The 26442-nt window shown below is 67.2% G+C and carries 23 protein-coding genes; 7 read left to right on the top strand and 16 right to left on the bottom strand.

The features are described from left to right. Nucleotides 1–4 precede the first annotated feature (4 nt). Nucleotides 5–148 carry a hypothetical protein gene (locus tag ACSFA7_RS18430; RefSeq protein WP_435500702.1) on the top strand — a complete coding sequence of 48 codons (144 nt, stop codon included), beginning with the start codon at nucleotides 5–7 and terminating at the stop codon, nucleotides 146–148. Continuing rightward, nucleotides 145–1545, top strand: a complete 1401-nt coding sequence (locus ACSFA7_RS18425) for a coniferyl aldehyde dehydrogenase (RefSeq protein ID WP_435500701.1) — start codon at nucleotides 145–147, stop codon at nucleotides 1543–1545. Before ACSFA7_RS18430 ends, ACSFA7_RS18425 begins: the two co-directional genes overlap by 4 nt. 9 nt (nucleotides 1546–1554) lie before the next feature. Here ACSFA7_RS18425 and ACSFA7_RS18420 read toward each other — a convergent pair whose 3' ends face one another. From ACSFA7_RS18420 to ACSFA7_RS18390, 7 genes are all read right to left on the bottom strand, one after another. Further along, the gene (locus tag ACSFA7_RS18420) at nucleotides 1555–2250 is read right to left on the bottom strand and encodes a TetR/AcrR family transcriptional regulator (RefSeq protein ID WP_435500700.1); all 696 of its coding nucleotides are present in this window, start codon (nucleotides 2248–2250) and stop codon (nucleotides 1555–1557) included. 135 nt (nucleotides 2251–2385) lie between these two features. Further along, the gene (locus ACSFA7_RS18415) at nucleotides 2386–3747 is read right to left on the bottom strand and encodes a sigma-54-dependent transcriptional regulator (RefSeq protein WP_435500699.1); all 1362 of its coding nucleotides are present in this window, start codon (nucleotides 3745–3747) and stop codon (nucleotides 2386–2388) included. Continuing rightward, nucleotides 3744–5579: a sensor histidine kinase gene (locus ACSFA7_RS18410; protein WP_435500799.1), complete on the bottom strand. Its 1836-nt coding sequence runs from the start codon at nucleotides 5577–5579 to the stop codon at nucleotides 3744–3746. Before ACSFA7_RS18410 ends, ACSFA7_RS18415 begins: the two co-directional genes overlap by 4 nt. Nucleotides 5580–5728: 149 nt before the next feature. Beyond that, nucleotides 5729–5869 (bottom strand): DUF6781 family protein, encoded by a 141-nt coding sequence (locus tag ACSFA7_RS18405; RefSeq protein ID WP_435500698.1) that lies wholly within the window; start codon nucleotides 5867–5869, stop codon nucleotides 5729–5731. Nucleotides 5870–5879: 10 nt separating this feature from the next. Then, nucleotides 5880–6629 (bottom strand): acetoacetyl-CoA reductase, encoded by a 750-nt coding sequence (gene phbB / locus ACSFA7_RS18400; protein ID WP_435500697.1) that lies wholly within the window; start codon nucleotides 6627–6629, stop codon nucleotides 5880–5882. A 41-nt stretch (nucleotides 6630–6670) separates the two neighbouring features. After that, on the bottom strand, nucleotides 6671–7855 hold the full coding sequence (locus tag ACSFA7_RS18395; RefSeq protein ID WP_435500696.1) for an acetyl-CoA C-acetyltransferase: 1185 nt from the start codon (nucleotides 7853–7855) through the stop codon (nucleotides 6671–6673). A gap of 58 nt (nucleotides 7856–7913) precedes the next feature. Next, the gene (locus tag ACSFA7_RS18390) at nucleotides 7914–9257 is read right to left on the bottom strand and encodes a dicarboxylate/amino acid:cation symporter (RefSeq protein WP_435500695.1); all 1344 of its coding nucleotides are present in this window, start codon (nucleotides 9255–9257) and stop codon (nucleotides 7914–7916) included. 495 nt (nucleotides 9258–9752) lie between these two features. On the opposite strand from ACSFA7_RS18390, the gene ACSFA7_RS18385 reads away from it, so the two are divergent. Together ACSFA7_RS18385 and ACSFA7_RS18380 are read left to right on the top strand one after the other, a co-directional pair. Continuing rightward, on the top strand, nucleotides 9753–10517 hold the full coding sequence (locus ACSFA7_RS18385; RefSeq protein ID WP_435500694.1) for an alpha/beta fold hydrolase: 765 nt from the start codon (nucleotides 9753–9755) through the stop codon (nucleotides 10515–10517). Nucleotides 10518–10578: 61 nt separating this feature from the next. After that, entirely contained in the window at nucleotides 10579–12027 is a 1449-nt protein-coding gene (locus ACSFA7_RS18380) for an HD domain-containing phosphohydrolase (RefSeq protein WP_435500693.1), read from the top strand. A 274-nt stretch (nucleotides 12028–12301) separates the two neighbouring features. Here the strand turns inward: ACSFA7_RS18380 and ACSFA7_RS18375 are convergent, their stop codons facing one another. The 5 genes from ACSFA7_RS18375 to ACSFA7_RS18355 form a co-directional block, all read right to left on the bottom strand. Continuing rightward, complete coding sequence (locus ACSFA7_RS18375; protein ID WP_435500692.1) at nucleotides 12302–14104, bottom strand: cytochrome c biogenesis protein DipZ; 1803 nt, start codon at nucleotides 14102–14104, stop codon at nucleotides 12302–12304. A gap of 136 nt (nucleotides 14105–14240) precedes the next feature. Then, nucleotides 14241–15605 carry an ATP-binding protein gene (locus ACSFA7_RS18370; RefSeq protein WP_435500691.1) on the bottom strand — a complete coding sequence of 455 codons (1365 nt, stop codon included), beginning with the start codon at nucleotides 15603–15605 and terminating at the stop codon, nucleotides 14241–14243. A gap of 113 nt (nucleotides 15606–15718) precedes the next feature. After that, complete coding sequence (locus ACSFA7_RS18365) at nucleotides 15719–16135, bottom strand: organic hydroperoxide resistance protein (RefSeq protein ID WP_435500690.1); 417 nt, start codon at nucleotides 16133–16135, stop codon at nucleotides 15719–15721. Nucleotides 16136–16250: 115 nt separating this feature from the next. Continuing rightward, nucleotides 16251–17741 carry a M81 family metallopeptidase gene (locus ACSFA7_RS18360; protein WP_435500689.1) on the bottom strand — a complete coding sequence of 497 codons (1491 nt, stop codon included), beginning with the start codon at nucleotides 17739–17741 and terminating at the stop codon, nucleotides 16251–16253. 2 nt (nucleotides 17742–17743) lie between these two features. Then, nucleotides 17744–18769, bottom strand: a complete 1026-nt coding sequence (locus ACSFA7_RS18355; RefSeq protein WP_435500688.1) for a tripartite tricarboxylate transporter substrate binding protein — start codon at nucleotides 18767–18769, stop codon at nucleotides 17744–17746. A gap of 149 nt (nucleotides 18770–18918) precedes the next feature. Between ACSFA7_RS18355 and ACSFA7_RS18350 the strand changes: the two genes are divergently transcribed. From ACSFA7_RS18350 to ACSFA7_RS18340, 3 genes are all read left to right on the top strand, one after another. Continuing rightward, nucleotides 18919–19866, top strand: coding sequence for a LysR substrate-binding domain-containing protein (locus ACSFA7_RS18350; RefSeq protein ID WP_435500687.1), 948 nt, complete (start codon nucleotides 18919–18921; stop codon nucleotides 19864–19866). Between the two features lie 151 nt (nucleotides 19867–20017). Then, a complete protein-coding gene (locus ACSFA7_RS18345) occupies nucleotides 20018–21352 on the top strand; it encodes an epoxide hydrolase family protein (RefSeq protein ID WP_435500686.1) in 1335 nt (444 codons plus the stop codon). Between the two features lie 138 nt (nucleotides 21353–21490). Continuing rightward, the gene (locus ACSFA7_RS18340) at nucleotides 21491–22234 is read left to right on the top strand and encodes a response regulator (RefSeq protein ID WP_307646652.1); all 744 of its coding nucleotides are present in this window, start codon (nucleotides 21491–21493) and stop codon (nucleotides 22232–22234) included. A 16-nt stretch (nucleotides 22235–22250) separates the two neighbouring features. Here the strand turns inward: ACSFA7_RS18340 and ACSFA7_RS18335 are convergent, their stop codons facing one another. The 4 genes from ACSFA7_RS18335 to ACSFA7_RS18320 all read right to left on the bottom strand — a co-directional run bounded on the left by ACSFA7_RS18335 (nucleotide 22251) and on the right by ACSFA7_RS18320 (nucleotide 26397). Then, nucleotides 22251–23270 (bottom strand): alpha/beta fold hydrolase, encoded by a 1020-nt coding sequence (locus ACSFA7_RS18335; RefSeq protein ID WP_435500685.1) that lies wholly within the window; start codon nucleotides 23268–23270, stop codon nucleotides 22251–22253. Nucleotides 23271–23420: 150 nt separating this feature from the next. Further along, on the bottom strand, nucleotides 23421–23996 hold the full coding sequence (locus tag ACSFA7_RS18330; protein WP_435500684.1) for a thioredoxin family protein: 576 nt from the start codon (nucleotides 23994–23996) through the stop codon (nucleotides 23421–23423). 244 nt (nucleotides 23997–24240) lie between these two features. Beyond that, a complete protein-coding gene (locus ACSFA7_RS18325) occupies nucleotides 24241–25422 on the bottom strand; it encodes an SMI1/KNR4 family protein (protein WP_435500683.1) in 1182 nt (393 codons plus the stop codon). Between the two features lie 42 nt (nucleotides 25423–25464). Further along, on the bottom strand, nucleotides 25465–26397 hold the full coding sequence (locus ACSFA7_RS18320; RefSeq protein ID WP_435500682.1) for a helix-turn-helix transcriptional regulator: 933 nt from the start codon (nucleotides 26395–26397) through the stop codon (nucleotides 25465–25467). Nucleotides 26398–26442: the final 45 nt, after the last annotated feature.

Raw genomic sequence — 26442 nt, 5'->3', positions numbered from 1 at the left:
CCAGATGCAGGCCTTCGCGGCGCGCGGCGTGCTGCCCAAGGAAGAGGTGGAGGACGTGGAGGCCCAGTTGCTGGCCCTCGTCGACCCCGATGGCAACAGGCAGGACAATGGCCAGCCCCGCAGGCACGGCCCCCGAGGATTCAGATGACGACCCAGGACATGAGACAGACCTTCGACGCGATGCGCGCCGCCAGCCTGCGCGCGCAGACGCCACCATGGAGCGAGCGCGCCGGACGCCTGGAGCGCCTGCGCGCGCTTGTGATGGACCACCGCAAGGAGATCGCCGCCGCCATCAGCGCGGACTTCTTCAACCGGCCCTATCAGGAAACCGAACTGGCCGAGGTCTTCCCCGCCGTCGAGGGCATCAACCATGCGCTGCGCCACGGCAGGAAATGGATGCGCACGCAGCGCCGCTCCACCGGCCTGTGGTTCAAGCCCGCGTCGTCGCGGATCATGCCGCAGCCCCTGGGCGTGGTCGGCATCGTGGTGCCGTGGAACTATCCGCTGAACCTTGCGGTGGGTCCGATGACGGCCGCGCTCGCCGCGGGCAACCGCGTGATGGTGAAGCAGTCGGAGTTCACGCCGCGCTTTGCCGAACTGTTCGCCACGCTCGTGCGGGCCGCCTTCGCGGAAGACGAGATCGCCATCGTCAACGGCGACGCCGAAGCGGCGCGCGAATTCTCCAGCCTGCCCTTCGACCACCTGCTGTTCACCGGCTCGACGGCCGTCGGCCACCATGTGATGCGCGCCGCGAGCGAGAACCTCACGCCGGTGACGCTGGAGCTCGGCGGCAAGTCACCCGCGATCATCGGGCCCGATGCCAACTTCGAGAAGGCCGTCGAACGCATCCTCGTGGGCAAGACGCTCAACGCCGGCCAGACCTGCATCGCACCCGACTACGTGCTGGTGCCCGAGGGGCAGCAACAGCGCTTCGCGGACAGCGCCCGGCGCGTGTTCAATGCGATGTACCCGGACATCGCGCGCAACACCGACTACACCAGCATCGTGAGCCCGCGCCACTTCTCGCGGCTGCAGGAACTCGCCGCGCTGGCGCAGACGGAAGGCGCGTCGGCCGTGCCGCTCTCGGACATGGCGCCCGATGCCGCGACACGCCGCTTCCCGCCCGTGCTGCTGACCGGCGTGCAGGACAGCATGCGCGTGATGAAGGAAGAAATCTTCGGCCCGATCCTGCCGGTGATGACCTACGGCACCGTCGACGACGCCATCGCGTATGTCAACGCGCACCCGCGCCCGCTCGCGCTCTACCTCTTCGAGAAGAACGGCGCGACCATCGACCGCGTGATGCAGCAGACAGTGGCCGGCGGCGTGTCGATCAACGACACCCTGCTGCACATCGCGCAGGACGACCTGCCCTTCGGCGGTGTCGGTGCGAGCGGCATGGGCGCCTACCACGGGGAGCACGGCTTCCGGACCTTCTCGAAGATGAAGCCGATCTTTCACCAGTCGGCCTTCAACGGCGTCGGCCTCTTCAAGCCGCCCTACAGCAAGACCTTCGAGCGGATGATGAAGCTGCTGGTGCGCTGAATCAGTTCTTCAGCTGCGGCCCTGCGACAGCAGCTTGACCGCCGCGGCCGACTTCGCGCCTGGAAAGCGCTGCACGATGCCCGAGAGAAGAATGTCGAGCAGCAGGTTCAGGTGCGCCTCGGCATCGAGCCGCTCGATCCACGGATCGTCGCCGGTGGACACGCGCAGCGAGGTCATACCGTGCATGCCCTCCCAGAGAATCTGCGTGGCCACGGCCACCTGCTTGTCATCGGCGGCCATGTAGCCGTCGCGCACCAGTTCCGCGGTGAGGCTGCAGACGAAGGCGTAGGGGTCGTTCTCGATGTCGCCAAACGTGAGCGTCGAGGTCTCGACGGGCGCCGCGGGGCGCCGCTCCATGAACACCAGGAAATACTGGTCGGGGTGCTTGAGCCCGTACTCGACATAGGCCTGGCACGCGAGCCGGATGCGTTCGATCGGGCTCTTCGCCGGCAGCACCGCGGCCTGCATGAGCTTGTTGAGCCGGATCAGGTCGTCGTCGACCGCGTTGGCGATCATGCTGGCCTTGTCGCCGAACAGCGCATAGACCACCGTGTTCGAGAAACCCGATTCTTCCGCCACCTTGCGCATGGTGATTTCACGCGCGCCGGTCTTGGCGACCATCTTGCGCACGACCTTCAGGATGTCCTTGCGGCGTTGTTCCAGCTCTCGCTGCTTGCGTTCCTGAAGGTTGCTGCTTGTGACCATGGCGTCTTGGGAGATGGGCGTCTTTTTGCTGGATGGAATCTTATCCCGCGGGTGAGACGCAGCGGCCAGTGCCCCTCGGGGCATAAGGTTTCAGGGCGTGTTCGGCGCATGCGCGCAGGTCGCCCCGGACACCCGCTACTTGAACTCGTCCGCCGTGATCCCGAGCTTGCGCAGCTTGTCGTGCAGCGTCTGCCGAGCAATGGCCAGCGCGGTGGCCGTCGCCGGCTGGTCACCCTGGTGCTTGCGCAGCGCCTCGACGATCACCGCGCGCTCGAAGGCCTCGACCTGCTGCGGCAGCGCACGCGGAAGCGCGGGCAGGCCTTCGCCCGTGCCGCGCGTCTGCGTGAGACGCTCACCAAGCAGGCCCAGCACGAAGCGGTCGGCCACGTTGCGCAGCTCGCGCACGTTGCCGGGCCAGGCGTAGGCCATCAGGTCGGCCAGTTGCGCGTTGGTGAGCAACGGCGCCGCACGCTCGTAGCGGCTCGCCGCCAGCAGCGTGAAGTGCTCGAACAGCAGCGGAATGTCTTCGCGGCGCTCGCGCAGCGGCGGCAGCTCGATGAAGGCCACGCCCAGCCGGTAGTACAGGTCGGCCCTGAACTTCTGGCGGTCGCTCATTTCCTTCAGGTCTTCCTTGCTCGCGGCCACCACGCGGCAGTCGAAGGGAATGGCCTTGTTGGAGCCGATGCGCTCGATGCTGCGCTCCTGCAGCGCGCGCAGGAGCTTGATCTGCACCGGCAGCGGCATGCTCTCGATCTCGTCGAGAAACAGCGTGCCGCCGTTGGCGTATTCGAACTTGCCCACGCGCACGCGGTTGGCGCTGGTGAAGGCGCCCGCCTCGTGGCCGAAGAGCTCGCTCTCGGCCAGCGCCTCGGGAAGGCCTCCGCAGTTGAGCGGCACGAAATGCTGGCGCCGGCGTTCGCTGCGGTCGTGCAGGCAGCGGGCGACGAGCTCCTTTCCGGTGCCGGTTTCACCGTAGATGAGCACGTCGGCCGAGGTCTCGGCCAGCGTCATCACCGTGCGGCGCACCAGCTGCATCTGGGCCGAGCGGCCGATCAGCACCGACTGGATGCCGTTCCAGTTTTCCAGTGCATCGCGCAGCGCGCGCACCTGCAGCGACAGCTGGCGGCGCTCGATGGCATGGCGCACGATGGCCACCAGCCGCTCGGAGCTGAAAGGCTTCTCGATGAAGTCGTAGGCGCCCTCGCGCATGGCCTGCACCGCCATCGCGATGTGGCCGTGGCCGGTGACCAGGATCACGGGCAGCTCGGCATCGGCCGCATGCAGCTCGCGCAGCCACTCGGTGCCGCTCAGGCCCGGCAGGCGCACGTCGCTGATCACGATGGCCGGCACGCCGAAGCTGATGTGCGGGCGCGCGCGCTCGGCGCTGTTGAAGGCCTCGACCTCGAAACCGGCCAGGGCCAGCACCTGGGTCGTGCTGAGGCGGACGTCTTCGTCGTCCTCGACCAGCATCACCCGGATGGCAGGGGCTTCGCTCACTTGTTGATCACTCCTGTGGGGGTGGGAATAAGGATGTTCTGCACGGCGGCCGGCAGGTCGACGACGAACGAGGCGCCGCCTTCGGGCAGGTTGGCCGCGTGCAGCGTGCCGTCCATGGCGCGCACCAATTGTGCCGAGATCACGAGCCCGAGGCCGAGGCCCGTGCCCGCGGGCTTGCTGGTGACGAAAGGCTCGAACAGGCGCGGCAGGATGTCGGGCTGGATGCCGGGGCCGGTGTCGCTCACGCGCACGATCACGCGGCCTTCGTTCGGCCGCGCCTCGATGCGCAGCGTGCGCAGCGGCGACTCCCGCATCGCGTCGATGGCGTTGCGCATCAGGTTGACGAGCACGCTGCCGAGCGCGGCCTCCTCGGCCATCACGCTCAGGCTCGCGGGCTGCACGTCGACCTCGATGGCGATGGCGTTCTTCTTCATGGCCTCGGCCACGATGACCTGCGCGTCGGCGATGGCGCGCGCCATCGGCACGGCGGCCAGCGGCAATTCGCTCTTGTGCGCGAAGGTCTTGAGCTGCGAGGTCAGGCGCGCGAGGCGGTCGACCATGCTGCGAATGCGCTGCAGGTTGCCGCGCACGTCGTCCAGGCGGTTCTTGTCGAGCAGGATGGCGGCGCTCTCCGAGAGCGTGCGCATCGCGGTGAGCGGCTGGTTCAGTTCGTGCACCACGCCCGTCGACATCTGGCCGAGCGCCGCCATCTTGCCGGCATGCAGCAGCTCGCCCTGTGCGGCGCGCAGTTGCGCGGTGCGCGCGACCACGGTCGATTCGAGGGTGTCGTGCGCGGCCTGCAGCGCGGCCTGGTTGGCGAGCTTCTGCCGCATGGCGCGGCGGCGCTGCCACAGCGTGACGGCGATCAGCAGCAGCACGGCCATCGCCAGGCTCGCGGTGATGGCCGCGTTGCGCGCGCCCACGCGCACCGGTGCCAGGTCGTCGAGCACCACCAGTTGCCACGGCGCGTCGCGCAGCTTGCGCGTGGAGGCGAGCTGGTCGACGCCATCGAGGGCGATCATCTGCACATCGCGCGCCAGCGTCTCCTTCTGCGTCCATTGCAGCGGCTGCAGCGCGGCTTCGCCATAGGGCCGTGAACGCTGCACCTCGGCGCGCTGCAGGCCGTCCAGCGGCAACATCGGGCGGAACTTGAGGTCTTCGCGGGTGGAAAGGATCACCACGCCGCGCTGGTCGATCAGCGCCACGTCGCCCGGGAGCTTTCGCCATGCGCGCTCGGCCTCCTCGAGGTTGACCTTCACGGCCACCACGCCGCGCGTGGGCTGGTCGCGCCGCAGCGCATAAGAGAGGTAGTAGCCGGGCTTGCGGCTGGTGATGCCCACGCCGTAGAAGCGGCCCCGGCCCTGACCGAACGCATCGATCACGTAGGGCCGGAACGAAAAGTCCTGGCCGACGGTGGTGCCGGGTCGGTCCCAGTCGGAAGCCGCGAGCGAGGTGCCGCCGGCGTCCAGCACATAGAGCATCTCGGCGCCCGCGGCGGCGTTCACGCCGTCCAGGTAACGGTTGACCGCATCGCGCAACGCCCCGTCCGAGGGCGTGCCCAGCAGCGCCGGGACGATGGGGGTCATCTCCAGCAGCGCGGGCAGGTATTCGAAGCGGGCCAGGTCGGCGTCCAGCGCGGTCGCGAGCATGTCCAGCCGGTGATCGGCCGCGTCGCGCAGGCGCGCCAGGCCGTTCTGCATGGCCAGATGGTGGCCGGCGAAGGCGGCGACGGCCACCAGGGCCAGTGCGCCGAGCCAGCGAAGCAGGCCGCGCCAGCGTTTGGGAGTTGGAGAAGACAAGTCGAAGCGCAGTGCCGGCTGCCGTGAGGTCATGAACCCGTTATTGCACAAGGCCGCAAAGGCCGCATCGGTGGCAGCCCGGTGGCGTGCATCCTGCAACATTTCTTCCAGGCTCGGCGTGCGCTCGGGCATGGCGTGGTTCGCCGGGCCGGCGGCGGCAGCGAGACGGCCGCCAGCAGGGGTCATCGCTTCGCCGGGCCGCCCTGCAGCGCCCGGAGCGTGGCCTCGTGCACCGTCTTGCGGATGGTCTCCCCCTGCCTGGCCGTGGCCTCGGTGAACTTGTTGATCGGTGCGACCTGATCGATGCCGTTCTTCAAGATCATGGTCGTGCGCTCACTGCATGTGCTGGCCGCCGTTGATGGCGATGTTGGCGCCCGTCACGAAGGCGGCTTCTTCCGAAGCCAGGTAGATGATCAGGCCCGCCACTTCCTCGGGCTTGCCCAGCCGGCCCACGGGAATGTGCGGCAGGATCTTGCTGTCGAGCACTTCCTTCGGGATGGCCGTGACCATCTTCGTGCCGATGTAGCCGGGCGAGATGGTGTTCACCGTCACGCCCTTCTTGGCCACTTCGAGCGCCAGCGCCTTCGTGAAGCCGTGCACGCCGGCCTTGGCGGCCGAGTAGTTGGTCTGGCCGAACGCGCCCTTGGAGCCGTTCACCGACGACACGTTGATGATGCGGCCCCAGCCCCGCTCGACCATGCCGTCGGCCACCTGCTTGCTCATGTTGAACAGGCTGTCGAGGTTGGTGCGCAGCACGGCGTTCCAGTTGATCTGGTCCATCTTCTTGAAGGTCATGTCCCGCGTGATGCCGGCGTTGTTGACCAGCACGTCGACCGGGCCCAGCGCCTCCTGCACCTGGCTCACGGCGCGGGCGCAAGAGTCGTAGTCGGCCACGTCGCAGGGCACGGCCAGGATCCGGTAGCCGCGCGACGCCATCTGCGCCACCCAGTCGGCGTGCGACTTGTTGCCCGGCGAATAGGTCACCGCGAGCTTGTAGCCCGCATCGACCATCTTGGTGGAGATCGTCTCGCCCAGGCCGCCCATGCCGCCGGTGACCAGGACCACTTGCTCTTTGCTGCTCATTGGATTGCTCCTCGTTGCTTGGTGAATGTGAAAGACCGGGTTCAGGCGCGTTCGACGGCCAGTGCGACGCCCATGCCGCCGCCGATGCACAGCGACGCCAGGCCCTTGTTCGCGCCGCGGCGGCGCATCTCGTGCAGCAGCGTCACCAGCACACGGCAGCCCGACGCGCCGATGGGATGGCCGATGGCGATGGCGCCGCCGTTCACGTTGATGCGGCTCGTGTCCCATTCCATCTGCTGGTTGACCGCGCAGGCCTGCGCCGCGAAGGCTTCGTTGATTTCCATGAGGTCCAGGTCCTGCGCCTTCCAGCCGGCCTTCTTGAGCGCGAGCTGCGAAGCCGGCACCGGGCCCATGCCCATGAGCGAGGGATCGAGGCCTGCGCTCGCATAGGCACGGATCACCGCCAGCGGTTGCAGGCCGAGCGCGGCGGCACGCGAGGCCGACATCACCAGCACCGCGGCAGCGCCATCGTTCAGGCCCGAGGCATTGCCGGCCGTGACCGAGCCGGTCTTGTCGAACGCGGGGCGCAGGCCCGCGAGCGCGTCGGCGTTGGTCTTGCGGTTCACGAACTCGTCGGCGGAGAAGACGATGGGGTCGCCCTTCTTCTGCGCGATGCTGAAGGGCAGGATCTCGTCGTTGAAGCGGCCGGCGTCCTGCGCGGCCGCTGCCTTCTGCTGCGAGGCGAGCGCGAGCGCGTCCTGCATCTCGCGCGTGATGCCGTATTTCTTCGCCACGTTCTCGGCCGTGGTGCCCATGTGGTACTGGTTGTAGACGTCCCAGAGGCCGTCCACGATCATCGTGTCGACCAGCTTCCAGTCGCCCATGCGCTGGCCGTTGCGCGAGTTGGGCAGCACGTGCGGCGCGGCGCTCATGTTCTCCTGGCCGCCGGCCACCACGATCTCGGCATCGCCGCACTTCACCGCCTGCGCCGCGAGCATCACGGCCTTCAGGCCCGAGCCGCAGACCTTGTTGATGGTGAGGCCCGGCACGCCGATGGGCAGGCCCGCCTTGATGACCGTCTGCCGCGCCGGGTTCTGCCCCGCGCCGGCCGCGAGCACCTGGCCCATGATCACTTCGGACACCGCATCGCCCGGCACGCCGGCTTTCTCGAGCAGCCCCTTCACCACGTGCGCGCCCAGTTCCGGCGCGGGCGTTCCGGCGAGCGTCCCGCCGAACTTGCCGACCGCCGTGCGTTGCGCGGCCACGATCACGATATCGTCTGACATGAGAGTCTCCTTGAGTTGATGCGAGAGTGAGAAAGAAAGCGAAGCGACCGCGCTGCGGTCAGCGCGCCGGGCCGGCGGGCATGTGCACCTCGGTCGCGTCGAGCACCTGCTCGGGCTCTTCGGCCTCTGCCGTGCTCTCCTGGTTCAGGATGCGGTCCATGCGCGCGACGTCGAGGTCGTCGGTCCACTTGGCGACCACGACGGTCGCCACGCCGTTGCCGATCAGGTTGGTCAGCGCACGCGCTTCGGACATGAAGCGGTCGATGCCCAGGATGAGCGCGAGGCCCGCCACCGGCACATGCCCCACGGCCGACAGCGTCGCGGCCAGCACGATGAAGCCGCTGCCCGTGACGCCGGCCGCGCCCTTCGAGGTGAGCAGCAACACGGCCAGCAGCGTGAGTTGCTGCGTGAGCGACATGTCGGTGTTGGTCGCCTGCGCGATGAACACCGCCGCCATCGTCAGGTAGATCGAGGTGCCGTCCAGGTTGAACGAGTAGCCCGTGGGCACCACCAGGCCGACCACCGACTTCCTGGCGCCCAGGTTCTCCAGCTTGGCCATCATGCGCGGCAGCACCGATTCGCTGGACGAAGTGCCCAGCACGATCAAGAGCTCTTCCTTGATGTACTTGATGAACTTCCAGATGCTGAAGCCGTGCACCCGCGCAATCAGCCCGAGCACCACGAAGATGAAGAACAGGCAGGTGGCGTAGAAGGTGGCCATCAGCTGGCCGAGCTGCAGCAGCGAGCTCACGCCGTACTTGCCGATGGTGAAGGCCATCGCGCCAAAGGCGCCGATGGGTGCGACCTTCATGATGTAGCCCACGATCACGAAGAGCACGTGCGAGCCCTTTTCGATCACGTCGAACACCAGCGTGCCGCGGCCGCCGAACTTGTGCAGCGCAAAGCCGAACATCACCGCGATCAAGAGCACCTGCAGGATCTCGCCCTTGGCGAACGCATCGACCACCGTGTTGGGAATCACGTTGAGCAGGAAGTCGGTGGTGCTCTGCATCTTGCCGGGGCCGGTGTAGGCCGCGACGCTCTTGGCGTCGAGCTGGCTCACGTCGACGTTCATGCCGGCGCCGGGCCGCACGATGTTGATGATGACCAGGCCCACCACCAACGCGATGGAACTCACGATCTCGAAGTACAGCAAGGCCAGGCCGCCGGTCTTGCCGACCTTCTTCATGTCCTCCATGCCGGCGATGCCCACCACCACCGTGCAGAAGATGATCGGCGCGATGATCATCTTGATGAGCTTGATGAAGCCGTCGCCCAGCGGTTTCATCGAGGCCCCAGTGTCGGGCCAGAAGTGGCCCAGCAGCACACCGAGCACGATGGCGGTGATGACCTGGAAGTAGAGGGATTTGTAAAAGGGCTTGGGTGCGGCCTGAGAGTCCACGGGTATCTCCTAGAAAATTTCTGGCGCCGGCGGCACGCGGCCGGGCACCTGCAAAACGGTCGACGGGGGGATGCAAACGCGGGCTGCCGCAGTGCGGCCCGGCAGCACGGACGCATCGGTCCGCTTGCCGGTTGCCGCAGGGTCGAGGTCGCCTGGGGCTGTCGGTTTGTCTCCTGTGTCATGGCCGGCACCTCATCGGGTCGCGCGGCCGCTCCCTGAACCCAGCAATCGACATGCCATGCGTGAGCCACCGTCCGAAGCGCGCTAAGTCGTTGATTTCACAAGGATTGGTGCCGCCCCTGGCCCCGCGGCCTGCCGAGGATCCGGATGCGCAGCCGGATGTCCGTCCGAACTGCCGGACCCGATGCCAAGGGCAAACCCTGAGTGACAAGGACCCAACCGGCACCAGTAGGACATTCGTCCAATGGCGCCGAAAACCCCGCACGACGACAGTACGGGCTCTCCTTCAACCCTCAGCTTTTCGACAGGACCTTCATGAAAACCGCTCAACGCTTCAAGCTCGCCGCCGCTGCCCTCGCCATCGGCCTCTCCTTCGCCACGGGCGCCATCGCGGCCGACAAGCCCAGCGTGGTCATCGTCCACGGCGCCTTCGCCGACGGCTCCGACTGGGCCAAGGTGATCCCGCTGCTGCAGGCCAAGGGCGTGAACGTGGTGGCGGTGCAGAACCCGCTGACCTCGCTCGAAGACGACGTGGCCGCCGCCAGGCGCGCCATCGATGCGCAGCCCGGCAAGGTCGTGCTGGTCGGTCATTCGTGGGGCGGCTCGGTCATCACCGAGGCCGGCGCGAACGACAAGGTGTCGTCGCTCGTGTACATCGCGGCCTTCGCGCCCGATGCAGGCCAGAACTCGGCCGAGCTCGGCAAGGACTACCCGGCCGCGCCCGGCTTCGCGCACATCAAGGCCGACGCGAGCGGCTTCCTCTCGCTCACGAAGGAAGGCATGTCCAAGCACTTCGCGCAGGACCTGCCCGCCGCCGCCACCGCGGTGATGACCGCGACGCAGGGCCCGATCCTGGGCAAGTCCTTCGAGCAGAAGCTGACCGTGGCCGCATGGAAGACCAAGCCCTCGTGGTACCTGGTCGCGAACTCGGACCACATGATCCAGCCCGCGCTGCAACGCGACATGGCCAAGAAGATCGGCGCGACCGTCTCCTCGGTCAACAGCAGCCACGTGCCGCAGCAATCGCAGCCGGCCAAGGTGGCGCAGGTGATTCTGGACGCGGTGAGCCATACCAAGTAAGGTGCCCGGCGTGCCGGCTGCGGCCGGCACGCCTTCTATCTTTTCTCTCTCGATTTTTTCCGTGCAGCCTGCGCCCCACATCCCGGTCTTCGACGCCATCAAGGCCCTTGCATTCGTCGGCGACCTGAGCATGGGGCAACCCATCGACCACTCCGCACGCACCGCGTGGATCGCCTCGCAGCTCGCCGCCGCCATCGGCCGCGATGCAACGGTGCAAGGCCATGCGGCCTGCGCGTCGCTGTTGCGATGGTCGGGCTGCACCGCGAACGCGCCCGAGTTTTCCGACCTGATGGGCGATGACGTTGGCGGACGCCGCGCGATGCTCTCGAACGCATCGGCGAGCGCCGCGACCGAGCTCGCGGCCTCCGTCGGTCCGATGGCGGAGATCCATTGCGAGGTCTCCGGCGACATCGCGCGAACGCTGGGCATGCCGCCCGAGGTCGAGCGCACGCTGCGCCACATGTTCGAGACCTTCAATGGGCAGGGCAAGCCGCACGGGCTGCGCGCCTCTCAGATTCCTGAAGAAGTCTTCATCGTCTCGGTCGCCGGCGATCTCGAAATCTTCTCGCGCGTGCATGGCTTGAGCAATGCGCTGCGCTACATCGCCGACCGCGCCGATGCGCGCTATCCGGCCTTCGTGGTCGATGCCGTGCAGCAGCATGCGGTCGACTGGCTGCATGCACTGGAGCAAGGCGCGGCGGCCGACATGCAATCGCCTTCCGACGCATTGCGCGAGACGACGGCATCGCTCGAACTGATCGCCGACGTGATCGACCTCAAGCTGCCGTGGATGACCGGCTTCTCGCGCCGCGTGGCCGATGCCGCGTTCGCCTGTGCCGCGGGCGTGGGGCTGGGCGACGTCGAGCAGGGGCAGGTGCGGCGCGCGGCGCTCATCCACGGCATCGGTCGCGCGTCGGTGCCGAATGCAGTGTGGGATTCGCCGGGCGTGCGCAGCGAGGCCGACAAGGAACGCCTGCGCCTCGTGCCCTATTGGACGGACCGTGCGGCGCGGCGCATCGGCACGTTGCGCACCGAAGCGGAGATCGCTTCCTTCGTGGACGAACGACTCGACGGCTCGGGTTTCTTCCGCGGCATCAAGGGACCGGCCATCGACGTCGCGGGGCGTGTGCTGGCCGTCGCCGCGCACTGGGTGCTGTTGCGCACGAGCCGGCCGGGGCAGGCTGCGCTCGACGAGGCCGATGCGATCGCCGCGTTGAAGAACGAAGCGGAACTCGGGCGGCTCGATGCGGCGGCTGTGGCCGTGCTGACAGGACACCCGCAGGCCGGTGCCGTACCTCTGCCATCGAACGAAGCAGCCGCCCTTCTCTCCAGCCGAGAGATCGAAGTGCTCGGGCGCATCAGCCTCGGCGACAGCAACAAGGAAGCGGCGCGCGTGCTCGGCATCAGCCCGAGTACGGTGCGGGCGCATCTGGAGAACATCTTTCGCAAGCTTGAATGCACGACGCGTGCTGCGGCTACCTTGAAGGCGCTGACGCTCGGGCTGCTTTGAAAGCGGGTTCATTCGGGGCAGGTGCACAGGCCACCGGGTACTCCCCTCCGCGAATGTCCCCCGGCCTTCGGCCTCCTCCTTGATTTCGCTGCGGGGAGCACCCGATGCCCTGCGCACTTGGGCACGCTCTGGGTAAACAGCCGATCAACAACCGCTCTGAAAGCGCTCGCGCTGATGGTGGGCTCTGTTTCGCGAAATCAAGGAGGAGGCCGCAGGCCGGGGGACATTCGCGAAACAGAGCCCACCGTCGGCGTGAGTGCTGCCCTGAATGGTTTCAGCCGAACGTGAACGCGTAAGCCTGCGCCCCACCGTCGAGGAATTCGATCTCGAACAACCGGTCCTTCCCGCTCTTCGCCTGACGAACAAGCTGGTAGAGCTTCTGCGCCTCGATGGTTCCGTAACCCTGCTCATCGGTGTCCGCGCCGTGGTCCGCGAGCGGTGGCTTGCCATCGATCAGCACGCGAAAGCGCACCGGCTTGCCGTCGCCCGCCGGGCCGAGCATCAGGTGCAGGTCCCGCGCCTGAAAGCGGTAGGCGATGCGGCCATTCGGCTGGTTCGACACGGCGCGCTCGGGCTCCACGGTCCAGTTGCCGGCGAGCGCCCACTGGTTCGTGCGCAGCATCGCGGGGCTTTGGTAGACATGCGCGCGGCCATTCACGAGACCGCCGGGCGATGCGAAGCCCTCTGCACGCTCTGCCCCCACATAGGTCTCGCCGGACATCGCGAGTTCGTCGCCCGGCGCGGCCTGCGTGCCCTCGCCCTTCGGCGCGACCACGCCCGCCGGCAGGTTGTGCTGCCCTGCTTCGGCAAGCAGTTGCTGGATGATCTGCTCGGCCTTGTCGTAGCGGTTCTCGCCGAACTGGTGATGGCGGATGCGCCCCTGTGCGTCGATGAAATAGAACGCGGGCCAGGCCTGGTTGTCGAAGCCGCGCCAGATCTTGAAGTCGTTGTCGAGCGCCACCGGGAAGCCGATGCCCAGGTCCTTCGTGGCCTTGCGCACGTTGGCCGAACGCTTCTCGAACGCGAACTCCGGCGAGTGCACGCCGAGGACGACAAGCCCGGCGTCCTTGTACTTCTCGGCCCAGGCGCGCACGTACGGCAGCGTGCGCAGGCAGTTGATGCACGAGTAAGTCCAGAAGTCGACCAGCACGACCTTGCCGCGCAGGGCTTCGGGAGTGAGCGGCGGCGAGTTGATCCATTCGGTCGCGCCGGCGAGCGAGGGGAACTGGCCCTCGATGCCCAGCTTGCGCACGGGTGCCGGCTCCGGGACCACGGCGGCGGTCTTGACGAAGCCTGTTTCTTGTTGCGGCGGGACGGATTCGACCAGGGGCCTGGATTGCGGTTGCGGCTTCGGCATGTCGATCTTCTCCACGAGTGCCTTTTCGAGCGCTGATGTGGTGCCCACCGAGAGCTGGCTGAGTACGCCCGTATCGAGCCCCAGTGCAATCGCACCGACGCCCACCAGCACCGCCACACCGGCGACACGGCGCACCCATTCGCCCGTGTGCAGCGAACGCTTCATGACCGCGAACAAACGCCCGCCGAACAGCAACGCGGCCGCCAGCGAGGTGCACGCACCAGCCGCATACGCGAGCAGCAGCACCGTGGTGCCGACGCTCGCTCCGTTGAGCGCCGCCCCCGTCAGGATGAGCCCGAGGATCGGTCCCGCGCACGGCGCCCACAACAGGCCCGTGCCGACGCCCAGCAGCAGCGGCGAGAACACAGAGGCCTTGGCCTGACCATCGGGTTGCGATTCGGACAAGCGGATGCCCAACGCCACCAGCGGCCGGCTCATGCGGTCGGCCAGGCTCGGGAACAGCAGCGTCACGCCGAACAGCGCGAGCATCGCGATCGCGGCATAGCGTCCGTACTCGTTGACCGTGACCACCCAGCCGCCGCCCACTGCAGCCAGCGTGGCGATGGCGGCGAAGGCCACCGCCATGCCCAGCAGCATCGGCAGGCCGTGCGAGCGGAACGGGCGGTCGGCCCGCGCGAACACGAAGGGCAGCACCGGCAGGATGCAGGGGCTCAGGATGGTGAGCACCCCACCCAGGTAGGCAATGAGAAGGAGCAGCATGGTTCGGGTCTCGTCTGTAGGGGGTCGAAGCGCGCCCTCGGGGCGTGCGGGGTCTTCACGGTCTCGACGCGCGAGCCGCGGGTTGCGGGAAACGGGTGGATGGAAACAGCGCCGCGACACGCGCGGCACGGCCCCTCTAGGCAGGTCGCGCAGGCATGGTCAGGCGTGCCTCCAGTCCGCCTTCGGGGCGGTTCTGCAGCTTCAGCTCGGCGCCCATCGCCATCGCGAGCTGGTGCGCGATGGCAAGGCCGAGGCCCGTGCCGCCGGTGCTGCGGTTGCGCGAGCTTTCGACGCGGTAGAAGGGCTTGAGCACCGCGTCCAGCTCGTCGGGCGGAATGCCGGGACCGTTGTCGACGACGGCGATGGCGAGCTCCCCATTGCCGGCGTTGACCCTCACGCGCACGTCGCTGCCGAAGATGAGCGCGTTGTCGACCAGGTTCATGACGATGCGGCGCATCGCGTTCGGCCGGCCCACGATGGGCGCGCCCACCTTGCCTTCGAGGTGCACCGTCTTGCCGGCATCCTCGTAGTCGGCCTGCATGCTTTCGAGCAGCGCGTCGGCGTCCATGCGCAGCGGCGGTTCGGTGGCGCCGTGCAGGGTGCGCGCATAGGTCACGCCTTCGCGAACCAGCGAGTGCATCGCGTCCAGGTCCTGGCGGAACTTGGTGCGGTCGTGTTCGTCGTCCATCATCTCGGTGCGAAGCCGCATCCGCGTGATGGGCGTCTGCAGATCGTGCGAGATGGCCGCGAGAATTTCCACGCGCTCGGACATGTAGCCGCCGATGCGCTGCTGCATCGCATTGAAGGCGCGTGCGGCGTGCGCCACTTCGGTGGGGCCCTCTTCCGCGAGCTTCTGCGGCTTGAGGTCGGGGCCCAGGTCGTCGGCCGCGGCGGCCAGCTCGGCGAGCGGCCGCGTGACGAGCCGCACGGCGAACCAGGCGCAGATGGCGAGCACCAGCAGCTGGATCGCCAGCAGCCACATGACCCAGCGCGACACCGGCATGCCCACACGCCGCGCATGCACGACGACCGAGGAGCCATCGGTCATGCGGACCTGGATCTCCAGGCCCTCGGGCGGCTGGGGCACCTCGCCGACCTTGACGATCTCGAAGGGGCGCATGGCCTCCACGATGGCGGTGGCGAACTGCTGCGACAGCAGGGACTGGGGCGGCACACCCTTGGCCATGCCGCCGAGCACGAAGCGGTAGTTGCGCCGCTCCAGCTTCTCGAGCCAGGCGGGACGTTCGGCGGCAGGCAGGCGGTCGAGGATGGCAACCGAGCTGGCGATGTCGCGCTCGATGCCGATCATCATCAGCTCGCGCATCGCCATGTCGCGCTCGTAGCGGATGGCGGCGAAGGTCAGCAATTGGGCGATCGCCAGCCCCACCACGATGATCAGCGTCACGCGGGAGAACAGCGATCGCGGCACCAGGCGGCGCAGGCTGCCGGTCTTGCCGGCAGAAGGATTCACGACGACGGGGCTGGCGGGTGGGGTGGACATGGCCTCGTTTATAGACCCCGGCCTGGCCGGAAAGCCCATCGCATGTATCGCAGTGTGTTCAGCAGCAAGAAGCGACATGGAACATTACCCGTTCGGCCCCGTCATGCGTCCTGTCAGACCACGTTGATCGTGACGTCGATGTTGCCGCGCGTGGCCTTGGAGTACGGGCAGGTCTGGTGCGCCGCATCCACCAGCGACTGGACGACCTCGCGCTCGATGCCGGGTACGCTGACGTTCAGGCGGGCCTTCAGGAAGTAGGCGCCGTCGGTGTTGGCCAGGTCCACCTCGGCGTCCACGGCCAGGTCGGCGGGCAGCTTGATCTTGAGCTTGCCGGCGGCCAGGCCCATCGCGCCGATGAAGCAGGCGGACCAGCCGGCGGCGAAGAGCTGCTCGGGGTTGGTGCCGGTGCCCGGGCCGCCGGGGGACGAGAGCTTGACGTCCAGGCGGCCGTCGCTGCTGGTCGATGCGCCGTCACGGCCGCCGGTGGTGTGGGTCTTGCCGGTGTAGAGGATCTTTTCGATGGAGGTCATGGTGTTTCCTTGGAAGGGTTGGTTGGGAACGGACCGGATTGTTGGGCCGCCTCCGCCTTCCGGGAGCACCTTGCGTATGCCTTTGTATCTGCTGAAGAAACTCACACAGTACGTTTCACACTGGCCGCCCGGCGTCGCGCGGACGCGTGCGCATTTCCTTCGCCAGGTGTTTCCACTGCAGCTGCGACGGATCGGCGATGAAAGGCCCGGGCGAGCGCACCACGAGGATTTCCTCGGCAATGGCGGCGAAGTCGGCGCGAAAGTGCACCGAACTCTTGTTCACGAGGATCTTCATTTGCTCGGGCGCGATGCCGACGGTGCGGTACATGTTCCGGTCCAGCAGCTGCGCCTTGGTCGAACTCACCGCGATGCGCACACCGTCGATGCGAAGGCATGCCATCGGCCCGAGGTCGGAGGCCTTGCCGTTCATCATCGGTCCGCCATAGACGAACTTGCCGTCGGACAGTGCTTCGACCTGGAAGAAGCCGCGCAGCGGCGCATCGCCCTCGACCTGCGGACAACCGCCCAGGCCGATATCGATCCATGCGCCCACGCCCGCGGCATGCGCTGCCGCGGCGGCGGCGGGGTCGCAGATGAGACCCAGCGCCGCGTCCTGCGCGCCATGCCTGAGCAGCGCGCGCAGCAGGCCCGTGGTGTTGGAGTCGCCGCCGACGCCGGGATTGTCCTGCGTGTCCGCGAGGATCACCGGGCGTGTGGCCGTCCGCGCGACCTGCATCGCGCGCAGCACCGCGGCATCGGGCTCCTCGAACTGCACCGCCCATTGGTGCTCGGGGTGGCAGATGCGAGAGAACAGCGCATCGATGGCGCGCTCGATGCGTGCCGCGTCGAAGCCGTAGCCCCAGACCACCGGGCCGCATTCCGCGAAGTCGGAGGCCGGAAAGCCCGGCGCGAAGGAGAGTGAAAGCACGCCCTCCTTCTCCAGTTCCTCGAGCAGGTCGTACATGCCGCGCGCGGGCTGCATCATGGTGGACATGCTGTTCACCGGAATGAGGAACGGCACACGCCGCGCCACGCGGTGCGCCGGCTTGTCGCTGCCGGTGAGCGCGAGCAACAACTCCCCGGCCCGCCGGCCCGTGTCGGCCATGTCGATGTGCGGATAGGTGCGGTAGGCCACCAGCCCGTCCGCCAGCGAGAGCATCTGCGTGGTGACGTTGGCATGCGAATCGAGCGAGACCACGATCTTCATCTGCAGACCCACCACCGCGCGGATGCGGGCGAGCAGTTCGCCTTCGCCGTCATCGAGGTGCTGCGCGACCATCGCGCCGTGCAGGTCGAGGTAGATGGCATCGAACGACGCCGTCTTCACCGCCTCGACGATCTCGCCCGCGATGCGCTCGTAGGCATCGGTGGTCACATGCGCCGAGGCGCCAGCGCCGGCCCAGATGACGGGCGTGACAACGTGCCCCTTCTCGCGCACGAAGTTGATGAAGCCGCTGGCTGGCAGGTTCACGTTGAGCAGGCCGAAGAGCCCTTCCCCGCGCACGAGCGCCGGAAAATCTTCGCCTCGCACGAAGCTGTCGTACGAAGCCATGGTGGGCGCGAAGGTGTTGGTCTCATGCTGGAAACCGGCGACGAGGATGTTCATCATCATTGGGCAGTCAGTTGAATGGAACGGGCCATCTTCTTGGACTTCTCCGTCTCATCGACGTAGAACTTCGCGGAGGCGGCAAGCGATTGCGGCTTCATCGGCACCGTGCCCGAGAGCGCGAGTGCCTTGACCATCTCGGGCGATTGGATCGCCTGTTGCGAGGCCTCCAGCAGCACGTGAAGCCGGTCGTCCGGAATGCCCGCTTTGGCCATCACCGCCAGCCAGATGGAGTGCACGAACTCGCTCTTCCTGGCGATGCCACTCTCGGAGATGGCAGGCACATCGGGCAATGTGCGCATGCGCTGGGTGTCGAGCACCTCGATGGCCTTGATCTTTTGGCTTTCGAGCAGGTGGATCGACGCGCCCAGGTTCGGAAGGATCGTGATGTCGATCTGCTGGCCGACCAGGTCCTGCATCATCGGCATGGCGCCCTTGTAGGGCACATGCAGCAGCTTGGCGCCTGTCGTCTGCGCGAGGTATTCGGAGACGATGTGGTACATCGAGCCGTGCCCTGGGCTGCCGAAGGTGAGGCTCTGGCTGCCAGGCTTCTTCGCGGCGGCAATCAGCTGCTCGAGCGACGCATAGGGCAGGTCGTTGCGTGCCATCACCACCAGCGGATGCGTGGAGATCGGCGCGACAAGCGCGAGTTCTTCGGGCTTGTACTTCGCCGACGCGTTGGACAGCGGCGTGAGGATCGCCTCGTTGGGCGAACCCATGATGAGCGTGTAGCCGTCGGCCGGCTTGCTCAAGAGGCGCTGCACCGCGAGCGCGCCGCCCGCGCCCGGCAGGTTCTCGATGATGAGCGGCTGGCCGAGCGCCTTCGCCATCGACGGCTGCATGGCGCGCGCGAGCACGTCGGAGGGGCCGCCGGCTGGGAACGCGACCAGCATGGTCACGGGCCTGGAGGGGAACGCCTCCGCGGCGAGTGCCGGGCCGGCAACCATCGCGTTGACGAGCATCGCGGCCGCAAGAGCGGCGATGCCCGCGAACGCTTGGACGATGGGGGTCTTCGGAATGTCTCTCATGGGGTCCTCTTCTTTCCAGACTGCGTGGGGCGGGCGGTGAGCGCGAGGAATCGCGTGGAATAAATTGTTCGATGTAGCATCTGTTCGAGCAACAGCAACTTTTTGACCACTTCGTTGCCCATGGGGCAACGATCCGAGGATCGAACACCATGCGCGACATCAACCAGAAGCGGCTGAAGTACTTCCACGAAGTGCTGGTTCACGGCTCGATCCGCGGCGCGGCCGATGCGCTGAACACCGCGCCCTCGGTCATCACGCGGCAGGTGGCATTGCTCGAAGAAGAAGTGGGCCTGCTGCTTTTCGAGCGGCAGGCGCGCGGCGTTGTGCCGACCGAGGCCGCGTTCCACCTGCTCGAGTACTGGCGCGGCTGCCAGGCGCACCAGGAGCAGTTGACCGAGCGGCTGCGCGCCATTCAGTCGATGGATGCGGGCACGGTGCGCATCGTTGCGAGTGAAGGTTATATCGACGGATTGATGGCGCAGGTGGTCGCGCCGTTCTGCGCGGCGCACCCGAAGCTCGCGGTGGTGCTCGATGCATTGCCCGCGAGCGAGTTGATCGCCGAAGTGGTCAGCGACGCGGCGCACATCGGCTTGGCCTACAACCCGCAGTCGGATGCGCAGCTGCAGTTCGTCGCCAGCGCCGCTGCGCCCGCCAAGCTGCTGGTGCGCATGGGGCATCCGCTCACGAAGATCGCGGGCCCGCTGCAGATACGGCAGATCGTCGGCTACCCGCTGGGCCTCATGCCGCCGGGCTACGGCGTGGGTCGGCTCGTCGAACTGCTCGAGTACGCGGAGCACGTGAAGCTGCACCCGAGCCTGCGCAGCAACTCGGTGGTCGGCCTCAAGCGCTTCGTGCGCACCACCGATGGCGTGACGTTCATCGGCGCGGGCCTCACGGCGGCGCCGGAGATCGAGGCGGGGCACCTTGTTGCACTCGACCTGGCGCATCCGCTGTGCAAGTCGGCGCAGGTGCGGCTGATGGTGCGCCAGGGGCGGCCGTTGCCGGTGGCGGCCGAGCGGCTGCTCGCGGAGATACGGCAGGGCTTCTCGGTGTTCGCAAGCGCGCGTGAGCCGAAGAAGAAAGTTCGCCGCCGTTGAAACGTAGTGTGTGGATTTCTCGCGTCGATACACAGGCATACAGCCTTCGGATCAGAGAGGGGAAGCACGGCCAAAGATGCGCCCGTCCGTTGATTCGGGCGGCCCGCAAGGCCTTCTCACTTCACCCTCACTCGACGAAAGAAAGATCACCATGTCTTCTGTGTCTCCAGCGCCCACGCGGCGCCACTTCTTCGCCACCACCGCCGTCGCGGGTGCCGCCGGTTTCGGCCTGCTCTCCAACCCGGCGTTCGCCCAGGGTTCGGGCGCCGCGGCTGCCGCTGACATTCCCGCTACGACGAAGCCCCGCGCGCCGACCGGCGACACGTCGATCCGCCCCTTCCGCATCCATGTGCCGGAGGCGGTTCTCGTCGACCTGCGCCACCGCATCCAGGCCACGCGCTGGCCCGACCGCGAGACGGTCAATGACCAGACGCAGGGCGTGCGGCTCGAGAAACTGCAGCCGCTGGTGCGCTACTGGGGCACGGGCTACGACTGGCGCAAGGTGGAAAAGCGCCTCAATGCCCTGCCCCAGTTCATCACCGAGATCGACGGGCTCGACATCCAGTTCGTGCACGTGCGCTCGCGCCATGCGAACGCGATGCCGCTGGTCATCACGCACGGCTGGCCGGGCTCGGTGATGGAGCTGCTGAAGGTCATCGGCCCGCTCACCGACCCGACGGCGCACGGTGGCCGCGCGGAAGATGCCTTTCACCTCGTGCTGCCCTCGATGCCCGGCTACGGCTTCTCGGGCAAGCCGCAAAGCACGGGCTGGGGCGCCGACCGCATCGCGACCGCGTGGGACGTGCTGATGAAGCGCCTGGGCTACACGCACTATGTGTCGCAGGGCGGCGACTGGGGTTCGGTGGTCGCCGACAAGATGGCGCGCCAGGCGCCGCAGGGGCTGCTGGGCATCCACGTGAACATGCCCGCGACCGTACCGCCGGACGTGGCGAAGGCGCTCAACAACGGCGACCCCGCGCCGGCAGGCCTGTCGGAGAAGGAAAAGGCCGCATTCGAATCGCTCAAGTACCTCTATACCAAGGGCGGCGGCTACGCGGCCATGATGGTGACGCGTCCGCAGACCCTGGGCTATGCGCTGGAAGATTCGCCCGCGGGCCTGGCCGCCTTCTTCTACGACAAGTTCAACGAGTGGACCTACAGCGGCGGCGACGCCGACAAGGCACTCACCCGCGACGAGATGCTGGACGACATCACCCTCTACTGGGTGACGAAGACCGCGACCTCGGGTGCGCAGCTCTACTGGGAGAACAACGCCAACAACTTCAACGCAGTCGATATCTCGATTCCCGCGGCGGTCACGGTGTTCCCCGGTGAGATCTACCGCGCGCCCAAGAGCTGGACCGAGCGGGCCTACCGCAACCTGATCTATTTCAACGAGGTGGACAAGGGCGGCCACTTCGCGGCCTGGGAGCAGCCGGAGCTGTTCGCGGTCGAGATCCGGGCGGCGTTCAGGTCGCTGCGCTAGCGGCCTGGCCGGGCGGGGGCCGCGAAACATAGTGTCGCGACCTCCGCCTGCAGATACTTGCGCATACAAACCCCCTGCCCGTTCGCGGCGGCCGGGATACATTCCGGCTGCGGTGCATTTCATACCTCACACACAGCCATGACTCCCAAGACCTCCGACCACATCCTCATCGTCGACGACGACCGGGAAATCCGCGAACTGCTCACGACCTACCTGGTCAAGAACGGCCTGCGCGTGGCGGCGGTGCCCACCGGCCGGCACATGCGCGCGGCGCTGGAGGAGTCGGGGCCTTTCGACCTGATTATCCTGGACCTGATGCTGCCGGGCGAAGACGGCCTCACGCTGTGCCGCGACCTGCGCACCGGCAAGTACAAGGCCACGCCGATCCTGATGCTCACCGCCCGCAGCGAAGAGGCCGACCGCATCCTCGGCCTGGAGATGGGCGCCGACGACTACCTGGCCAAGCCTTTCTCGGCACGCGAACTGCTCGCGCGCATCCGCTCGGTGATGCGGCGCACGCGCATGCTGCCGCCGAACATGGGCGCGGTCGAGCCGTCGCAGAAGCTGGCCTTCGGCGACTGGCATGTGGACACGGTGGCACGCCACCTGCTGGACGACAGCGGCACGATGGTGGCGCTGAGCGGCGCCGAGTACCGGCTGCTGCGCGTGTTCCTCGACCATCCGCAGAAGGTGCTGAGCCGCGACCAGCTGCTGAGCCTCACCCAGGGCCGCGAGGCGGAGCTCTTCGAGCGTTCGATCGATTTGCTGGTGAGCCGCCTGCGCCAGCGGCTGCGCGACGATGCGCGGGAGCCGCGCTACATCAAGACGGTGCGCAGCGAAGGCTATGTCTTCGCCTCGGCGGTCGAGGCGCGGGACGACTGATCGCCCCGCTGCAGCTTCATCCGGCGCGGCGCGCCGAGAGCAGTTCCCACGTCGCTTCGGCGAATTCCTTCGGTGCTTCTTCGGGCAGGTTGTGTCCGGCTCCTTCGACCACGCGGTGCGAACGCGGGCCGGTGAACTTTGCCGCTGTCGATTTGCCATCGGTGGCCGGCACCACGCCATCGGCCTTGCCGTCGAGCGTGATGGTCGGCACGGCGATGGCGGGCAATGCCGCGAGCCGGCGCTCGACTTCCGCATAGGCCGCGTAGCCGTCCGCCGCGCCCAGGCGGTGGCGGTACGAATGGATCACCACCTCGACGTAATCCGGGTTGTCGAATGCGGCAACGTGCCGGGCCAGCGTAGCGTCGTCGAAACGCCAGTTCGGCGAGTTGCGCAGCCAGATGGTCCGTGCGATCTCGCGGCGATTGGCAATGAGGCCGGCGCGTCCGCGCTCGCTCAGGAAGTAGTGCTGGTACCAGATGCCCGATTCGACCGACGGCGCGACCGGGAGGCCCGCCTTCGCGATGTCCTGGATCAGGTAGCTGTTGACGGAAACGAGGCCTGAAACGCGTTCCGGCCACAACGCTGCTGCGACGCAGGCCGCGCGGCCGCCCCAGTCGTAGCCGGCGAGCACGGCGCGATCGAGCTTCAGCGCATCCATAAGCGCGATGACGTCGACACCGATGGCGGCCTGTTGTCCCGAACGCGGCGTCGCACTGTCGATGAAACGCGTCGTGCCATGACCGCGCAGATACGGAACGATCACGCGCGCACCGCGTGCGGCGAGCATTGGCGCGACTTCGGCGAAGCTGTCGACCGAGTACGGAAAACCGTGCAGCAGCAGCACCGGCGACCCGTCGGCGGGCCCGGCTTCGAAGTAGCCGACATCGAGCACGCCGGCCTTGATCTGCCGCACCGGCCCGAGCTGGAAGGCGGCGCTCGCGTGGGCCGAACGCATCGATGCGAACTGCGCGGCGACAACACCGGCGGCGGCCGTGGCCAGGAAGCCGCGGCGATTGTTCTGGATCTCTTTGAACATGAAGGTACTTTCTTCCCGTTTCATGCGCGGGCGCGTTTTCGGGGACCTGCGAACTCGCGGGCCGTGATGCATTGGCAATTCACCGGGTTGCGGACTTCGTGGGCGAAGCCACCCGCGAAGAAGAGGAGCGCGAACCAGAGCTTCTTCATCTCAGCCTCCAACAGCAACAGCAGCGGCCGGCGATGGCTCGGCCAGCAGCGCCTGGATCTTTTTCTCGGTCGTGCCGTAGCTGCCTTCGCCGAAGTGCGAATAGACGATCTTTCCCTGCTTGTCGATCAGGTAGACCGCGGGCCAGTACTGGTTGTTGAAGGCCTTCCAGGTGCCGTAGCTGTTGTCCTGCGCCACGGCGTGCTGGATCTGCAAGCGCTTGATCGCGTCCTGCACGTTCTTGGTCGACTTCTCGTAGGCGAACTCCGGCGTGTGCACGCCCACGACGACGAGGCCCTGGTCCTTGTACTTCGCGTTCCAGTCCTTGACGTACGGCAGGTGGTTGAGGCAGTTGATGCAGGTGTAGGTCCAGAAGTCGACGAGCACGACCTTGCCGCGCAACTCCTTGAGCTTCAGCGGCTCGGAGTTGAGCCACTTGTCGATGTTCTGGAATTCGGGCGCCTGCTGCGCGGCGCCCGCGGGAACGTCGCCACCGGGCGGCGGTGCGGCGAAGGTGAGAACGGCCACGGAAGCCGCGATCGCCGCAACGGCGAGAACTGCATTGGATCGGATGCTCATGATGATTTCCTGGACACGGAGGTGGGAGGGTTGGCGAAAGAACGAGCGGATTGTTCGCCGCTGCCCACCCCTCGGGCACACATTGCGTATGCCTCTGTGTCGGCTTTGAAACCGAACACACTACGTTTCACAACGCGGCGGATTTCTCCCCCTGCGAGGCCTTTGGCAACATCGCTTCCGGCGTCCGCTGACAGCGGATGCGGCCGCATCGCGCGGCCGCGGGCCAGATCGTGCCAATGCCCGCTCAGTCGTAGCTGAAGGCGTTCTCCCGACGCCTGTCGATCAGCTGCGCGAGGAAGTCGCTCAGGTCGGGCGCGAGCCGGCGCACCTTGGTTTCATCGCGGCCCATCGCGATGACCTGGCCCGCGACGCCACCCGGGCCTGGCGCCAGGTCGATCGCGATGAAGTTGCCGCCGCCGTCGTGGATGAAGGGAATCCACAGCGGCAGGGTGTAGATGCCGAGTGTCCTGTCGCCATCGCTCTCGCTGTTGCCCATCAGGTCCTCGAGCGTCCAGTCGTCGAAGATGAGCTTCCAGTTTTTCCAGGCGTCCAGAATGCCTTCCGCGGAGAGGAACTCGTGGCCGAAGAAATCCTTCACGCCATCGTTCGAGGCCAGGATGGCTTGCAACGCCGCCGGCATGTCGAGCCCCGTCTCTGCATTGAACGCGGCCAGGGCCGCCTCATCGGCCAGCGGCGGTGCGGGGGAAGCCACACGCGACGGGTCGGCCAGCAACGTGCGCCACCTGGCCATCAGCTCGTCAGGAATCGTCTGCGGGATGGCATGGACCGGGGCCGCATGGGTCCGCATGAATTCGGCCTTGTCGCTTTGCACCGACGGCGGCGCTGCCTGCGGCATCTGCGGTGTCGTGGCGCCATAGGTCCGGCCAACGCGTTGCGAGAACCGCAGGTACAGAGTCCACGCCAGCGCAGCCGCGACGTGGAGGCCGAGCGTGACCGCAGGCCCCACCAGCTCGCCGGCACTCGTCAATCCGCCGAGCAGCGCAAGGGGCAGCGCGATACCCGCCAGCGTGAACAGCACCGGACCACTCACCCACAAGACGATCACGGCGCGGCGTACGACCGCCGCGGTCCGCGTCTTCCAAAGACCCCAGCCCGCCCACGCGCAGAGCCCCCAGACCAGCAGCGCACTGCCGATGCCCAGGAACCAGAGGGTCGTGTAGTTCGCGCCCGCGGCGCTTTCGGGGTTGGGCCTGTTGACGCCGAGCACGAGCAGCCATGCAGCCAGATCGAAAAGCGGCCCGACGAACAGGCAGCCGATCAGCAATGCGAGCCATCCCCTCACGCCGCCACGCGCGGGCCGGGTTCGGCGAAGCCGGAAAGTCCAGCCGATAGCGGCGGCCAGGAGCAGCGCGAGCACGGGGCCGAGCAGCGGAAAGAACGAGAGAAGAATGGCGGTGAAGGTCACTGTGTTTTCCTGCGCATCGGGCGGGCAAGGGCAAGGCCGCCTTCAAGGCGATGAAGAAGCAGCAGCCGCGCCTGCATCCTGGCGGAACTGCCGCGGCGTCACACCGATCTGCTGGCGGAAGCGCCGGCTGAAGTAGTCGGCATCGCCGAAGCCGCATTGCAGCGCGATGTCGCCGATGCGGATGTTGGAGGTCAGCAGCAGTTCCTTGGCGCGCTCCAGCCGCCGCTCGGTGACGAGTTCGGTGAAGGTGCGGTCGGTCTGCTTCTTGAGCAGGTGCGCGAGGTAGTTGGGCGACAGCATTGCTGCAGCCGCCGCGTCGTTGAGCGAGATCTCTTCGCCGAGGTGCTCGCGCACGTAGCGCATCACACGCTGCAGTGCGTCGCGCCGCGAACTGCGTCCGCTGTGGCGCGCAGCCTGCTCGAGCAATGCCGCCTCGTGCCGCTGGCAGGCCAGCGCGACGAGCTGCAGCAGGATGCCGCGGATCGCGCCCGTGGTGGCGAAGCCGCGCTCGCGATTGAGCGCAGAGAGTTCGTCGAGCCAGCGCAGGATGCGCGCGAAATCCGCTTCGTCGAAAGAGAAGTCGACGTACTCTTGAAAAAGGAACGGCGCGAGTTCGGGATGCCGTGCGACGGGCACTTCCTCGAGGCCGAGCGGCTCGACGGCCAGTTCGGGCCAGAGAAAGCCCTGGTCGAAGTTCACGATGGCGTAGCGCGCGCCGACCGGATGCGGCACCACATGCACACGGTATGGCAGCACGAAGCTCAGGTGCCCCGCGCGGAACGGCCGCACCGCGCCGCCGATGAGTTGCTGCCCGCCGCCCTCGATGCTCACCTGGATCTGGAAGTACTCGTGCCGGTGCGGCCGCGCGAGCACGTCGCGCGCACCTTCGAATCGGATGTCGAAGTCGAGATGGTTCGCGCGCTCCTGCATGCCGTAGAGGCGAGAGCTGGAGAGCCTGGACTGGGGAGCCGGCATGGCGCGATGGTAACGAGGCCTCGGGTACGCCGAATTCATTCACAC

The sequence above is a fragment of the Variovorax trehalosi genome, assembly GCF_051216415.1.
In the GTDB taxonomy this organism is placed as follows: Bacteria; Pseudomonadota; Gammaproteobacteria; order Burkholderiales; family Burkholderiaceae_C; genus Variovorax.
Note: the sequence above shows the minus strand (reverse complement) of the source record. Positions and strands in the feature narration are given on the sequence as shown.

Bases quoted from the DNA above. Each gene is read 5' to 3' on its own strand.
- ACSFA7_RS18385 (WP_435500694.1), top strand. From the start codon at position 9,753: ATGAAAACCGCTCAACGCTTCAAGCTCGCCGCCGCTGCCCTCGCCATC.
- ACSFA7_RS18410 (WP_435500799.1), bottom strand. From the start codon at position 5,579: ATGACCTCACGGCAGCCGGCACTGCGCTTCGACTTGTCTTCTCCAACT.
- ACSFA7_RS18335 (WP_435500685.1), bottom strand. From the start codon at position 23,270: ATGTTCAAAGAGATCCAGAACAATCGCCGCGGCTTCCTGGCCACGGCC.
- ACSFA7_RS18425 (WP_435500701.1), top strand. From the start codon at position 145: ATGACGACCCAGGACATGAGACAGACCTTCGACGCGATGCGCGCCGCC.
- phbB (WP_435500697.1), bottom strand. From the start codon at position 6,629: ATGAGCAGCAAAGAGCAAGTGGTCCTGGTCACCGGCGGCATGGGCGGC.
- ACSFA7_RS18330 (WP_435500684.1), bottom strand. From the start codon at position 23,996: ATGAGCATCCGATCCAATGCAGTTCTCGCCGTTGCGGCGATCGCGGCT.
- ACSFA7_RS18320 (WP_435500682.1), bottom strand. From the start codon at position 26,397: ATGCCGGCTCCCCAGTCCAGGCTCTCCAGCTCTCGCCTCTACGGCATG.
- ACSFA7_RS18340 (WP_307646652.1), top strand. From the start codon at position 21,491: ATGACTCCCAAGACCTCCGACCACATCCTCATCGTCGACGACGACCGG.
- ACSFA7_RS18405 (WP_435500698.1), bottom strand. From the start codon at position 5,869: ATGATCTTGAAGAACGGCATCGATCAGGTCGCACCGATCAACAAGTTC.
- ACSFA7_RS18355 (WP_435500688.1), bottom strand. From the start codon at position 18,769: ATGAGAGACATTCCGAAGACCCCCATCGTCCAAGCGTTCGCGGGCATC.
- ACSFA7_RS18350 (WP_435500687.1), top strand. From the start codon at position 18,919: ATGCGCGACATCAACCAGAAGCGGCTGAAGTACTTCCACGAAGTGCTG.
- ACSFA7_RS18345 (WP_435500686.1), top strand. From the start codon at position 20,018: ATGTCTTCTGTGTCTCCAGCGCCCACGCGGCGCCACTTCTTCGCCACC.
- ACSFA7_RS18375 (WP_435500692.1), bottom strand. From the start codon at position 14,104: ATGCTGCTCCTTCTCATTGCCTACCTGGGTGGGGTGCTCACCATCCTG.
- ACSFA7_RS18430 (WP_435500702.1), top strand. From the start codon at position 5: ATGCAGGCCTTCGCGGCGCGCGGCGTGCTGCCCAAGGAAGAGGTGGAG.
- ACSFA7_RS18420 (WP_435500700.1), bottom strand. From the start codon at position 2,250: ATGGTCACAAGCAGCAACCTTCAGGAACGCAAGCAGCGAGAGCTGGAA.
- ACSFA7_RS18365 (WP_435500690.1), bottom strand. From the start codon at position 16,135: ATGACCTCCATCGAAAAGATCCTCTACACCGGCAAGACCCACACCACC.
- ACSFA7_RS18360 (WP_435500689.1), bottom strand. From the start codon at position 17,741: ATGAACATCCTCGTCGCCGGTTTCCAGCATGAGACCAACACCTTCGCG.
- ACSFA7_RS18395 (WP_435500696.1), bottom strand. From the start codon at position 7,855: ATGTCAGACGATATCGTGATCGTGGCCGCGCAACGCACGGCGGTCGGC.
- ACSFA7_RS18370 (WP_435500691.1), bottom strand. From the start codon at position 15,605: ATGTCCACCCCACCCGCCAGCCCCGTCGTCGTGAATCCTTCTGCCGGC.